The sequence below is a fragment of the Pseudomonas mendocina genome, from assembly GCA_037482215.1.
Classification (GTDB): Bacteria; Pseudomonadota; Gammaproteobacteria; order Pseudomonadales; family Pseudomonadaceae; genus Aquipseudomonas; species Aquipseudomonas mendocina_E.
In genome coordinates this window covers 3,219,166-3,231,222 of sequence record CP148074.1, presented here as the reverse complement: position 1 = coordinate 3,231,222, position 12,057 = coordinate 3,219,166, and the positions used below count along the sequence as shown (strand labels likewise).

At 56.8% G+C, this 12,057-nt stretch carries 11 protein-coding genes and 4 pseudogenes; 7 read left to right on the top strand and 8 right to left on the bottom strand.

Features of this window, described 5'->3' with window-relative positions; genetic code table 11:
* Positions 1-63 precede the first annotated feature (63 nt).
* Entirely contained in the window at positions 64-1,077 is a 1,014-nt protein-coding gene (gene intI1 / locus WG219_15120) for a class 1 integron integrase IntI1 (GenBank protein WXL24639.1), read from the bottom strand.
* A gap of 261 nt (positions 1,078-1,338) precedes the next feature.
* On the opposite strand from intI1 (WG219_15120), the gene dfrB reads away from it, so the two are divergent.
* The 4 genes and pseudogenes from dfrB to WG219_15100 all read left to right on the top strand — a co-directional run bounded on the left by dfrB (position 1,339) and on the right by WG219_15100 (position 3,901).
* Entirely contained in the window at positions 1,339-1,578 is a 240-nt protein-coding gene (dfrB, locus tag WG219_15115) for a trimethoprim-resistant dihydrofolate reductase DfrB (protein WXL24638.1), read from the top strand.
* Positions 1,579-1,660: 82 nt separating this feature from the next.
* Complete coding sequence (locus tag WG219_15110) at positions 1,661-2,215, top strand: aminoglycoside N-acetyltransferase AAC(6')-IIa (protein WXL24637.1); 555 nt, start codon at positions 1,661-1,663, stop codon at positions 2,213-2,215.
* 261 nt (positions 2,216-2,476) lie between these two features.
* Positions 2,477-3,691: a chloramphenicol/florfenicol efflux MFS transporter FloR gene (gene floR, locus WG219_15105; GenBank protein WXL24636.1), complete on the top strand. Its 1,215-nt coding sequence runs from the start codon at positions 2,477-2,479 to the stop codon at positions 3,689-3,691.
* A gap of 93 nt (positions 3,692-3,784) precedes the next feature.
* Positions 3,785-3,901: pseudogene (locus tag WG219_15100) on the top strand (DUF3363 domain-containing protein).
* Here the strand turns inward: WG219_15100 and tetR(G) are convergent.
* Entirely contained in the window at positions 3,898-4,524 is a 627-nt protein-coding gene (gene tetR(G), locus WG219_15095) for a tetracycline resistance transcriptional repressor TetR(G) (GenBank protein WXL24635.1), read from the bottom strand. The pseudogene WG219_15100 and the gene tetR(G) sit on opposite strands and share 4 nt — an antisense overlap.
* A gap of 103 nt (positions 4,525-4,627) precedes the next feature.
* Between tetR(G) and tet(G) the strand changes: the two genes are divergently transcribed.
* The gene (gene tet(G) / locus WG219_15090; GenBank protein WXL24634.1) at positions 4,628-5,803 is read left to right on the top strand and encodes a tetracycline efflux MFS transporter Tet(G); all 1,176 of its coding nucleotides are present in this window, start codon (positions 4,628-4,630) and stop codon (positions 5,801-5,803) included.
* Positions 5,804-5,823: 20 nt separating this feature from the next.
* Positions 5,824-6,615, top strand: coding sequence for a LysR family transcriptional regulator (locus WG219_15085; GenBank protein ID WXL24633.1), 792 nt, complete (start codon positions 5,824-5,826; stop codon positions 6,613-6,615).
* Positions 6,616-6,706: 91 nt separating this feature from the next.
* Here WG219_15085 and WG219_15080 read toward each other — a convergent pair whose 3' ends face one another.
* The 4 genes and pseudogenes from WG219_15080 to WG219_15065 all read right to left on the bottom strand — a co-directional run bounded on the left by WG219_15080 (position 6,707) and on the right by WG219_15065 (position 10,043).
* Positions 6,707-8,191 carry an IS91 family transposase gene (locus WG219_15080; GenBank protein WXL28016.1) on the bottom strand — a complete coding sequence of 495 codons (1,485 nt, stop codon included), beginning with the start codon at positions 8,189-8,191 and terminating at the stop codon, positions 6,707-6,709.
* A 274-nt stretch (positions 8,192-8,465) separates the two neighbouring features.
* Positions 8,466-8,816 (bottom strand): annotated as a pseudogene (locus tag WG219_15075) (TCP-1/cpn60 chaperonin family protein).
* 3 nt (positions 8,817-8,819) lie between these two features.
* Positions 8,820-9,119 (bottom strand): annotated as a pseudogene (intI1, locus tag WG219_15070) (class 1 integron integrase IntI1).
* A gap of 124 nt (positions 9,120-9,243) precedes the next feature.
* Positions 9,244-10,043 (bottom strand): annotated as a pseudogene (locus WG219_15065) (IS4-like element ISAba1 family transposase).
* 130 nt (positions 10,044-10,173) lie between these two features.
* Between WG219_15065 and WG219_15060 the strand changes: the two are divergent.
* Positions 10,174-10,953, top strand: coding sequence for an APH(3')-VI family aminoglycoside O-phosphotransferase (locus tag WG219_15060; protein WXL24632.1), 780 nt, complete (start codon positions 10,174-10,176; stop codon positions 10,951-10,953).
* 326 nt (positions 10,954-11,279) lie between these two features.
* Here WG219_15060 and WG219_15055 read toward each other — a convergent pair whose 3' ends face one another.
* Together WG219_15055 and WG219_15050 are read right to left on the bottom strand one after the other, a co-directional pair.
* The gene (locus WG219_15055; protein WXL24631.1) at positions 11,280-11,546 is read right to left on the bottom strand and encodes a hypothetical protein; all 267 of its coding nucleotides are present in this window, start codon (positions 11,544-11,546) and stop codon (positions 11,280-11,282) included.
* 169 nt (positions 11,547-11,715) lie between these two features.
* The gene (locus WG219_15050; protein WXL24630.1) at positions 11,716-11,997 is read right to left on the bottom strand and encodes a DUF427 domain-containing protein; all 282 of its coding nucleotides are present in this window, start codon (positions 11,995-11,997) and stop codon (positions 11,716-11,718) included.
* Positions 11,998-12,057 lie beyond the last annotated feature (60 nt).

Below are 12,057 nucleotides of genomic sequence, written 5' to 3'. Positions count from 1 at the left end.
CGATGCGGCACCGATGGCCTTCGCGCAGGGGTAGTGAATCCGCCAGGATTGACTTGCGCTGCCCTACCTCTCACTAGTGAGGGGCGGCAGCGCATCAAGCGGTGAGCGCACTCCGGCACCGCCAACTTTCAGCACATGCGTGTAAATCATCGTCGTAGAGACGTCGGAATGGCCGAGCAGATCCTGCACGGTTCGAATGTCGTAACCGCTGCGGAGCAAGGCCGTCGCGAACGAGTGGCGGAGGGTGTGCGGTGTGGCGGGCTTCGTGATGCCTGCTTGTTCTACGGCACGTTTGAAGGCGCGCTGAAAGGTCTGGTCATACATGTGATGGCGACGCACGACACCGCTCCGTGGATCGGTCGAATGCGTGTGCTGCGCAAAAACCCAGAACCACGGCCAGGAATGCCCGGCGCGCGGATACTTCCGCTCAAGGGCGTCGGGAAGCGCAACGCCGCTGCGGCCCTCGGCCTGGTCCTTCAGCCACCATGCCCGTGCACGCGACAGCTGCTCGCGCAGGCTGGGTGCCAAGCTCTCGGGTAACATCAAGGCCCGATCCTTGGAGCCCTTGCCCTCCCGCACGATGATCGTGCCGTGATCGAAATCCAGATCCTTGACCCGCAGTTGCAAACCCTCACTGATCCGCATGCCCGTTCCATACAGAAGCTGGGCGAACAAACGATGCTCGCCTTCCAGAAAACCGAGGATGCGAACCACTTCATCCGGGGTCAGCACCACCGGCAAGCGCCGCGACGGCCGAGGTCTTCCGATCTCCTGAAGCCAGGGCAGATCCGTGCACAGCACCTTGCCGTAGAAGAACAGCAAGGCCGCCAATGCCTGACGATGCGTGGAGACCGAAACCTTGCGCTCGTTCGCCAGCCAGGACAGAAATGCCTCGACTTCGCTGCTGCCCAAGGTTGCCGGGTGACGCACACCGTGGAAACGGATGAAGGCACGAACCCAGTGGACATAAGCCTGTTCGGTTCGTAAGCTGTAATGCAAGTAGCGTATGCGCTCACGCAACTGGTCCAGAACCTTGACCGAACGCAGCGGTGGTAACGGCGCAGTGGCGGTTTTCATGGCTTGTTATGACTGTTTTTGGGGTACAGTCTATGCCTCGGGCATCCAAGCAGCAAGCGCGTTACGCCGTGGGTCGATGTTTGATGTTATGGAGCAGCAACGATGTTACGCAGCAGGGCAGTCGCCCTAAAACAAAGTTAGTCCCTGCAGGGGGGGAAGTCGGCGCTTTGAGCGTCTCAGCCTGCGTTGAAAGTTGTAGTTCCCACGCCTAGCGCCGGAGATCAGCAGATAACCTCAAGACATTCACAAGAAAGGTTAGGTATGGAACAAAGTAGTAGTGAGGTCAGTTCTACAGATGCTGGCCGGCAGTTCACGCTCCCATTTCGCTCCACGTTCGGCCTGGGAGATCGCGTGCGCAAGAAATCTGGCGCGGCTTGGCAGGGGCAAGTTGTTGGCTGGTACTCCACAAAACTAACCCCTGAAGGCTATGCCGTCGAGTCCGAGTCTCACCCAGGCTCAGTACAAATCTATCCTGTGGCCGCGCTTGAACGCGTAGCCTAACCCTTCCATCGAGCTGACATGCCCCGGCAAGCCGGGTCATGCAGCTCATGTCAAACGTTAGGCAGCACAGAGCGACCATTTCATGTCCGCGAGCACCCCCCCCATAACTCTTCGCCTCATGACCGAGCGCGACCTGCCGATGCTCCATGATTGGCTCAACCGGCCGCACATCGTTGAGTGGTGGGGTGGTGACGAAGAGCGACCGACTCTTGATGAAGTGCTGGAACACTACCTGCCCAGAGCGATGGCGGAAGAGTCCGTAACACCGTACATCGCAATGCTGGGCGAGGAACCGATCGGCTATGCTCAGTCGTACGTCGCGCTCGGAAGCGGTGATGGCTGGTGGGAAGATGAAACTGATCCAGGAGTGCGAGGAATAGACCAGTCTCTGGCTGACCCGACACAGTTGAACAAAGGCCTAGGAACAAGGCTTGTCCGCGCTCTCGTTGAACTACTGTTCTCGGACCCCACCGTGACGAAGATTCAGACCGACCCGACTCCGAACAACCATCGAGCCATACGCTGCTATGAGAAGGCAGGATTCGTGCGGGAGAAGATCATCACCACGCCTGACGGGCCGGCGGTTTACATGGTTCAAACACGACAAGCCTTCGAGAGAAAGCGCGGTGTTGCCTAACAACTCATTCAAGCCGACGCCGCTTCGCGGCGCGGCTTAATTCAGGTGTTGGGCGCACAATAAGGCTCCTTGCAGAGTTGCTTGAAAGTTGTTACGATTCAAATTTAATCATGAGATAGTCAGCAGATGAGCACTTCCAAGAACGCAGACAAGTAAGCCGCAACATCAGAATTGTTGTTGCGGCGCTCTGTAAGACCAATCCCATCTGATTGCTGACGAGCAGACGCTGCCCGGTATCCTTAATCGAGCGGTTGATTCGTCATGACCACCACACGCCCCGCGTGGGCCTATACGCTGCCGGCAGCCTTGCTGCTTATGGCTCCCTTCGACATCCTCGCCTCGCTGGCGATGGATATTTATCTTCCAGTCGTTCCGGCGATGCCGGGCGTCCTGAACACGACTCCATCCATAATCCAACTCACGTTGAGCCTCTACATGGTGATGCTCGGTGTGGGCCAAGTGATCTTTGGGCCACTCTCCGATCGCGTCGGGCGACGGCCGATCCTGCTTGTAGGCGCAACGGCTTTCGTTGCTGCGTCTCTGGGAGCGGCTTGTTCTTCAACTGCATTAGCCTTTGTTGCGTTTCGTCTGGTTCAGGCTGTTGGAGCATCGGCCATGCTGGTGGCCACCTTCGCGACCGTGCGCGACGTATATGCCAATCGTCCCGAAGGTGCCGTCATCTACGGCCTTTTCAGTTCGATGCTGGCGTTCGTGCCTGCGCTCGGCCCTATAGCCGGTGCGCTGATCGGCGAGTTTTGGGGATGGCAGGCGATCTTCATCACACTGGCTGCACTGGCTTCGCTCGCACTCTTAAACGCCAGTTTCAGGTGGCATGAAACCCGACCGTTGGATCAGGCCAGAACGCAACGATCTGTTTTGCCGATCTTCGCGAGTCCGGCCTTTTGGGTTTACACGGTCGGATTTAGTGCCGGCATGGGCACATTCTTCGTTTTCTTCTCGACAGCCCCCCGTGTTCTCATAGGCCAAGCCGGCTATTCCGAGATCGGATTTAGCTTGGCCTTCGCGACTGTCGGGCTGGTCATGGTCACGACAACCCGCTTCGCAAAGTCCTTCGTTGCCAAATGGGGTATCGCGGGATGCGTAGCGCGCGGGATGGCGTTGCTCGTTTCCGGCGCGATCCTGTTGGGGATCGGCCAACTTTTCGGATCGCCGTCATTTTTCAGCTTCATCCTGCCGATGTGGGTTGTCGCGGTCGGCATTGTCTTCACGGTGTCCGTTACCGCCAACGGCGCACTTGCGCAGTTCGACGACATCGCTGGATCAGCGGTTGCGTTCTACTTCTGCATCCAAAGCCTGATAGTCAGTATCGTCGGGACATTGGCGGTGACGCTGTTAAACGGCGATACAGCGTGGCCCGTGATTTGTTACGCCACGGCAATGGCAGTGCTGGTGTCGTTGGGGCTGGCGCTCCTTCGATCCCGTGATGCTGCCACCGAGAAGTCGCCAGTCGTCTAGCCGACGACTGGAAGCAAGCCCGCTCCGATGCGGCGCAATAATCTTCGAAACCTCGTGAATGGCGGTATCCTGTCTGGCAAGATACCGCTCATTTCCCTTGTCCCGTGGCGGCCGGTCATCGACCGCCAGCTCGGCCGTGAGGTCATGGGCATCGTGCAAAGCGGATCGGTGTCGTGGCAGTTGGGGCGGCAAAGGGGCATAAGCCTCTAATCTGTTGTAGATGAACGCAGCCGCTCGAAACCAGCGATGAGGCTGTCGAGTCCGAAGTTGAACGCAGCATCCATGCCGTCTGTTTCCAACTCGTGAAACAGATCGTGCAGGAAGGACGACGGTGCTTGCTCGGACACATCTGGCCTGTCCGGAACTCTCTCATCGGCATCAGATGCCTGCTGCTCGAGAACGGAACCGACCACATAGTGACTGACCGCCCGGAGCGCCCAAACGGCGCGCTTCGGACAAAAGCCCTCCGCGCAGAGAAAGCGTATTTGCGTCTCGGCGGTGCCAAAATTCGGTTCTGTCGGTCGAGTGCCGGCATGGATACGCGCGCCGTCCCGATAAGAGAGCAACGCCGTTCTGAAGCTCAGGGCATTCTCTTTCAGGAACACCCGCCAGTCCTCATTCTCTTCGGGTAGCGAGCGGGTATGGCGTTCCGCCAGCATCGCCTCGGCGAGCGCATCAAGCAGCGCTCGCTTGTTCTGGAAATGCCAGTAAAGCGCAGGCTGCTGAACCTTGAGGCGTTCAGCGAGCTTCCGCGTCGTCAGGCTGTCCATGCCAACCTCGTTCAACAGCTCTAGCGCCGCCGCGATCACGGTGCCCTTGTCCAGTTTGGTCATTCACGTTCCTTCGCCAGTGCTTGACAATTTATCACCGATAAGTTATATGTCCATCTCCTTATCGTTGATAAAGTCGCTCCATTGAGCGGCGCTGGAGTTTCAGGTGCGCAGCTCTGCCATCATTGCCCTGCTGATCGTGGGTCTTGACGCCATGGGTCTCGGCCTCATCATGCCCGTCCTTCCGACGCTTCTGCGTGAGCTTGTGCCAGCAGAGCAGGTCGCTGGACACTATGGTGCCTTGCTGTCGCTCTATGCATTGATGCAGGTCGTCTTCGCGCCCATGCTTGGACAGCTTTCGGATTCTTACGGTCGGCGTCCGGTACTTCTGGCTTCTCTTGCAGGAGCCGCAGTCGATTACACGATTATGGCATCAGCGCCGGTCTTATGGGTGCTCTATATCGGCCGACTCGTGTCCGGCGTCACGGGCGCAACCGGAGCTGTAGCAGCCTCAACCATTGCCGATTCGACGGGGGAAGGTTCTCGCGCACGCTGGTTCGGCTACATGGGGGCCTGTTATGGGGCGGGCATGATTGCCGGGCCAGCACTTGGTGGCATGCTCGGTGGTATCTCTGCTCATGCCCCGTTTATCGCCGCCGCCCTTCTCAACGGGTTCGCGTTCCTGCTTGCCTGCATTTTCCTCAAGGAGACTCATCACAGCCATGGCGGGACCGGAAAGCCGGTTCGCATCAAACCATTCGTTCTGTTACGGCTGGATGATGCATTGCGCGGGCTAGGTGCGCTTTTCGCAGTTTTCTTCATTATTCAACTGATCGGCCAAGTGCCTGCAGCCCTATGGGTCATATATGGCGAGGACCGTTTTCAGTGGAACACCGCGACCGTTGGTTTGTCGCTCGCGGCGTTTGGGGCAACACATGCGATCTTCCAAGCGTTTGTTACCGGCCCGCTTTCAAGCCGGCTTGGAGAGCGGCGCACGCTGCTGTTTGGCATGGCTGCGGATGCGACTGGCTTCGTTCTTCTGGCTTTTGCCACGCAGGGATGGATGGTGTTCCCGATTCTGTTGCTGCTTGCCGCCGGGGGTGTTGGCATGCCGGCCTTGCAGGCAATGCTCTCAAACAATGTCAGCAGTAACAAGCAAGGGGCTTTGCAAGGAACGCTAACGAGCCTCACCAATCTAAGCTCTATCGCAGGACCGCTTGGCTTCACAGCACTCTATTCTGCCACCGCCGGGGCATGGAACGGTTGGGTTTGGATTGTCGGCGCGATCCTCTATTTAATATGTCTGCCAATACTACGCAGACCATTCGCAACTTCATTGTGATTTAGTCATGGCGATTTGGCATGCGTAGACTTAGGAGAAATGACGGATTAAATCTGTTGAGCAATCATCTCCTTTCGGGGCGAGTGCCAATGATGACCTTAGTTCACACTCTCGCTGTCGCCGAATATCTCAACTTCCGTCACGCCGCCAACGCGCTCGGCGTTGCACAGTCCAGCGTCAGCGCCCGCGTGAAGGCACTGGAAGAAGACCTCGGCATCCTCTTGTTCGAGCGTCATGCGCGCGGCGTTCGGCTGACCGAGGCCGGACGCCATTTCGTCGAGCGGATAGCCGTAGGTATTGACCAACTCGACCATGCGGTGAAAACCGCCGGCATGGCGGCAGCCGGAGAAAGCGGCCGGCTTCGTATCGGTATCCATGCCCTGATTCCGCATAGCTTCCTCGCAAAGCTGATCGGCCAATACCGCAAGGATTACCCCGATGTTGAAGTCGAGATCGCCGAAGGCCCGGCCCGTGAAGCGGTGGTGCAGCTTCGCGCCGGCAGGTTGGACGTGGCGTTCGTCGCGGGCACGCCCCAACCACCCGACTGCCATTCCCGTCGCACATGGACCGAACCGCTCTTGGCGGTGCTACCGGAACGGCATCCGCTCGCCAAGCGGTCAGCCGTCACATGGCCCGATTTGGCAGGCGAGACGTTCCTTGCGTATAGGAAGTTCAAACGCCCTTTTCGGGCAGTCTGCTGGGTAGGCGGCGGTCGCGCAAGCCCCGTTTTGGGCACGGATCGGACGTCTGTGAGTGGGATTTCGGCATCGCGGGGCCACGCAGCGGCGTTGTCAGCAGCCATGCTTCGCTGATTCCCGACAGCGGGCCGAGCGCCGCCCTGCGGATCGTGGCCGCATCGGCTCGGATTCCGGTTTCGCCGTCGGCTGTGCAGCCGGCAGATCGTCACGCGGCTTGCACTGGCGGCGCGCGCGCTGCGGGCCTGTAGTGCGCTTCTTCCCGCGCGCCGTGCTTCTCGAAGTGGGCGAGGATGGCGCGGATGGCGGTGGGTTCCTCGATGCTGGCGACGATCCGCACGGTGCCACCGCAGTGGACGCAGGCGGTGACGTCGATGGAAAAGACCCGCTTGAGCCGTTGCGCCCAGCTCATCGCACGGCGCTTCTCCTCGGGGCTGCGCGGCGCGTCGTGGGCGCTGACGTCCACTGGCGCCGCATCGCCCGCAGGCCGCTTGCCGCGCCCCGAGGGCGTCAGCTGCGCACGCAGGTTTGCATTCGGGGCGAATACGCCGTGGAAGCGGGTGAGATGCGCGCGAGGTGGCGGGACCAACGCCGCCAGCTTGGCGATGAAATCCACCGGATCCCATTCCACATGCGTGGTGCCATTGCGCCACGGGGTCTTGAGCTGGTAACGCACCCTGCCCTGGAGCGCTATCGACAGCCGCTTCTCGCTGATCGCCGGGCGCGTGATGTAGCGGCACAGCTTTTCCAGCTTGTGGCTTTCGTGTGCTTCGGCCGCCACGCCGGCATGCAGTGAGAAGCCGCCGACCTTGCCGGCTTCGCCCTCCAGCGAACCGGCGTCACCGGGCAGCGTTTGCAGCGTGACGACCTTGCAGCCAGCGTCGCGGCCGGTGGCGATGCGGTAGGTGATCGAACTCATCCGCAGCCCATCCATGCTGTCGTCGCCTGCAGCGCTGTCTGCCAGGAAGGCCGATTCGCCCTCCCCTTCGAGCCAGCCTTTGCGCGTCAGGTGCCGACACACCCGGTGCGCGATGGTAGCTGCCAGCTGGGTCAACTGCGCGGTGGTGGGCGCACGGGCGCGGTGCAGGCGCAGTTCGCGCCGCGGCAGCTCGGTGGCTTCCACGTACACGCCGTCGAGCCACAGCATGTGGAAGTGGATGTTCAGGTTCAGCGCGCTGCCGAAACGCTGGATCAGCGTCACCGCGCCGCACTGGGCGCTGGCGCGGTCGATGCCGGCTTGATCGGCCAACCAGCCGGCGATCACGCGCTGCACGATGCCCAGCACCGGGCCAATGGCTTCTGGCTTGCTGGCGAACAGGAAACGCAAGGGGTACGGAAAGCTCAGCACCCATTGCCGCACAGGCCGCGGGCCGAACACCTCCTCGACCAGGTGCCGCGCACTCTCGGCCATGCGTCGCGCGCCGCAACTCGGGCAGAACCCGCGCTTCTTGCAGGAGAAGGCCACCAGCCTCTCTGCACGGCAGTGCTCGCACACCACCCGCAGGAAGCCGTGCTCGAGTACGCCGCAACGCAGGTAGGCATCGAACGCCTCGCGGACATACCCGGGCAGCGAGCGGCCCTCCGCTTCGATCCGTGCAATGAAGTCCGGGTAGTGCGCCTCTACCAACGCGTACAGCAGCGTGCGCTCGGGCGCGTGGCGCGCGTACCGCGAACCGGTGTGGGCGGACGGCAGTGGCGCGCATCCCGCGGCTTGCCGCCGGGATGTGGCGAGGCGCGGCACGCAGCGCTCCGGTGCGGGGACGGCTGCTCAGTGTTGCGCCTGTGTTCGCACGTTCGTATCGGTGCGTTCTGATCTTCGCGTCAGACATTGCCGCGGCGCGGGCACAACAAAAAGCCCGGCATCGCTGCCGGGCTCCGGCCCCGTCCTTGGGGCCTTGATGTCGGGTCGTTGCCGGGATCGGACCGCGCTGGCGCGGTCCGGTTCCCTGACGACCGGGCCAACCGGATCAGAAATCCATGCCGCCCATGCCGCCCATACCGCCAGCACCCGGCATGGCCGGCTCTTCCTTCTTCGGCACTTCGGCCACGACCACTTCGGTCGTGATCGCAAGGCCGGCGACGGAAGCGGCGTGCTGCAGGGCCGAGCGGGTCACCTTGGTCGGGTCCAGGATGCCCATGGCGATCATGTCGCCGAACTCGCCGGTGGCGGCGTTGTAGCCGTAGCTGCCTTCGCCGGCCTTGACGTTGGCCACGATCACGCTCGGTTCTTCACCGGCGTTGGCCACGATGGCGCGCAGCGGGGCTTCCAGCGCACGGCGGGTGATGGCGATGCCCAGGTTCTGGTCTTCGTTGATGCCCTGCCAGGGCAGATCCGTGCACAGCACCTTGCCGTAGAAGAACAGCAAGGCCGCCAATGCCTGACGATGCGTGGAGACCGAAACCTTGCGCTCGTTCGCCAGCCAGGACAGAAATGCCTCGACTTCGCTGCTGCCCAAGGTTGCCGGGTGACGCACACCGTGGAAACGGATGAAGGCACGAACCCAGTGGACATAAGCCTGTTCGGTTCGTAAACTGTAATGCAAGTAGCGTATGCGCTCACGCAACTGGTCCAGAACCTTGACCGAACGCAGCGGTGGTAACGGCGCAGTGGCGGTTTTCATGGCTTGTTATGACTGTTTTTTTGTACAGTCTATGCCTCGGGCATCCAAGCAGCAAGCGCGTTACGCCGTGGGTCGATGTTTGATGTTATGGAGCAGCAACGATGTTACGCAGCAGGGCAGTCGACCCGCGTCCTTTGAGACAACTGAATAAGGTTTCAATTTCCCAGCGTAATGCATAATCCTGAATAGCATTGGCATTAAACTGAGGAGAAACGACGAGTAAAAGCTCTCCATTTTCTAACTGTAGTGCACTTATATATAGTTTCACCCGACCAACCAAAATCCGTCGTTTACGACATTCAATTTGACCAACTTTAAGATGGCGAAATAAATCACTAATTTTATGATTCTTTCCTAAATGATTGGTGACAATGAAGTTTTTTTAACACGAATGCAGAAGTTGATGTCTTGTTCAATTAACCATGTAAACCACTGCTCACCGATAAACTCTCTGTCTGCGAACACATTCACAATACGGTCTTTACCAAAAATGGCTATAAAGCGTTGAATCAAAGCAATGCGCTCTTTCGTATCTGAATTTCCACGTTTATTAAGCAATGTCCAAAGGATAGGTATCGCTATTCCACGATAAACGATTGCGAGCATCAGGATATTAATATTTCGTTTTCCCCATTTCCAATTGGTTCTATCTAAAGTCAGTTGCACTTGGTCGAATGAAAACATATTGAAAATCAACTGAGAAATTTGACGATAATCAAAATACTGACCTGCAAAGAAGCGCTGCATACGTCGATAAAATGATTGTGGTAAGCACTTGATGGGCAAGGCTTTAGATGCAGAAGAAAGATTACATGTTTGCTTTAAAATGATCACAAGCATGATGAGCGTAAAGCACTTTAAATGTGACTTGTTCCATTTTAGAGATTTGTTTAAGATATGATATAACTCATTGAGATGTGTCATAGTATTCGTCGTTAGAAAACAATTATTGTGACATTATTTCAATGAGTTATCTATTTTTGTCGTGTACAGAGATCTATTTACTAGGCCTCGCATTTGCGGGGTTTTTAATGCTGAATAAAAGGAAAACTTGATGGAATTGCCCAATATTATTCAACAATTTATTGGAAACAGTGTTTTAGAGCCAAATAAAATTGGTCAGTCACCATCGGATGTTTATTCTTTTAATCGAAATAATGAAACTTTTTTTCTTAAGCGATCTAGCACTTTATATACAGAGACCACATACAGTGTCTCTCGCGAAGCGAAAATGTTGAGTTGGCTCTCTGAGAAATTAAAGGTGCCTGAACTCATCATGACTTTTCAGGATGAGCAGTTTGAATTCATGATCACTAAAGCGATCAATGCAAAACCAATTTCAGCGCTTTTTTTAACAGACCAAGAATTACTTGCTATCTATAAGGAGGCACTCAATCTGTTAAATTCAATTGCTATTATTGATTGTCCATTTATTTCAAACATTGATCATCGGTTAAAAGAGTCAAAATTTTTTATTGATAACCAACTCCTTGACGATATAGATCAAGATGATTTTGACGCTGAATTATGGGGAGAGCATAAAACTTACCTAAGTCTATGGAATGAGTTAACTGAGACTCGTGTTGAAGAAAGATTGGTTTTTTCTCATGGCGATATCACGGATAGTAATATTTTTATAGATAAATTCAATGAAATTTATTTTTTAGATCTTGGCCGTGCTGGGTTAGCAGATGAATTTGTAGATATATCCTTTGTTGAACGTTGCCTAAGAGAGGATGCATCGGAGGAAACTGCTAAAATATTTTTACAGCATTTAAAAAATGATAGACCTGACAAAAGGAATTATTTTTTAAAACTTGATGAATTGAATTGATTCCAAGCATTATCTAAAAATACTTAATTGTCTTTTTACGACGCTAAATTTTAAATAAATAAGTGAAGAGCGTTAGTGGAGCCATCGCTGTGCATTCCTCAAGAATAGAATGTGTCGGAAGGGTGGCGTCATTGGTGTTAGTCATCGCTTAGGATTTCTCAATCTGGCTTACACGGGCGCCTGTACCGATATCCCCGCGGATGGCGACGTATCGATGTTGAATTCCTCGCCAGACGAAGTGCAATGAGCTGCGGCTATAGGCTTGCGCAGCCTTAGATAGCCGGCCGTCGCAGGCGCGCCGGTTGGCCGGGATCTTCTTCTGCCCGTCAGGTGTCCGGTCGGAACTCCAGCACGAACGCTACGACCTTTTCGGCGGACATTTCGCACGGCTTCAACAATGTCCTGTCTGATGTAACGCGGAAGAGGTTGAAGCTGACAATGTCAGTCCCGTCCAACTCCCTGGCGAACAGACTGTTGCGACGTCCGTCCCCAGATCGCCGGACGATCAAGCTGAAACGCCGGCCTTCATAAGTCCCTTCTCTGTATCCCTCCGCAAGCTTCGCGAAAGCGGCATCGAACTCGGAATGCTCCATGTCATCCATCCTTATTGATAGAACAGAGGCGCGGCGGGTGCGAGACCGCCAGTGCCGGGTCGCGCTAAGGTGCCGGGCAGATTCCTGCAGCCGACGAGGCCCGGGGTGGGCAGGATAATTGAGATGTCGGCGCCCGCATGGCTATCAGCGAAGTCGTCCGTCCAGTCTGCTAGGCAACGTCCACGCCTTTCCAGAAAGCGATGTAATCCCGGATACCCTCGGCATCCGGAGTGGGGGCGGGATAGGTCCAAGCGGCGTTCACGTTGAGCGCGTCACCCGCGCGAACATGAAAGAAGCGCGCGGCGCCTTTGATCGGACAGACAGATGTGTGCGGGCTCATCTCAAGCAGGCTCAGGTCGACTCCTGACGGTGGGAAGTAGTGATTTCCCTCGACGATGACTGTTTCGTCGCTTGTGGCGATAGTAGTGTCTTTCCAGATGGCTGAGACCAACGGACTCTCCTTTTGTATTCATCAACCGGCGAAGGCTCGCGGGCTGGCTGCCCCAAGCCG

Excerpts from the sequence above, each read along its gene's own strand:
- intI1 (WXL24639.1), bottom strand. The coding sequence starts at position 1,077 with ATGAAAACCGCCACTGCGCCGTTACCACCGCTGCGTTCGGTCAAGGTT.
- dfrB (WXL24638.1), top strand. The coding sequence starts at position 1,339 with ATGGAACAAAGTAGTAGTGAGGTCAGTTCTACAGATGCTGGCCGGCAG.
- WG219_15110 (WXL24637.1), top strand. The coding sequence starts at position 1,661 with ATGTCCGCGAGCACCCCCCCCATAACTCTTCGCCTCATGACCGAGCGC.
- floR (WXL24636.1), top strand. The coding sequence starts at position 2,477 with ATGACCACCACACGCCCCGCGTGGGCCTATACGCTGCCGGCAGCCTTG.
- WG219_15085 (WXL24633.1), top strand. The coding sequence starts at position 5,824 with ATGCGTAGACTTAGGAGAAATGACGGATTAAATCTGTTGAGCAATCAT.
- WG219_15060 (WXL24632.1), top strand. The coding sequence starts at position 10,174 with ATGGAATTGCCCAATATTATTCAACAATTTATTGGAAACAGTGTTTTA.
- WG219_15055 (WXL24631.1), bottom strand. The coding sequence starts at position 11,546 with ATGGAGCATTCCGAGTTCGATGCCGCTTTCGCGAAGCTTGCGGAGGGA.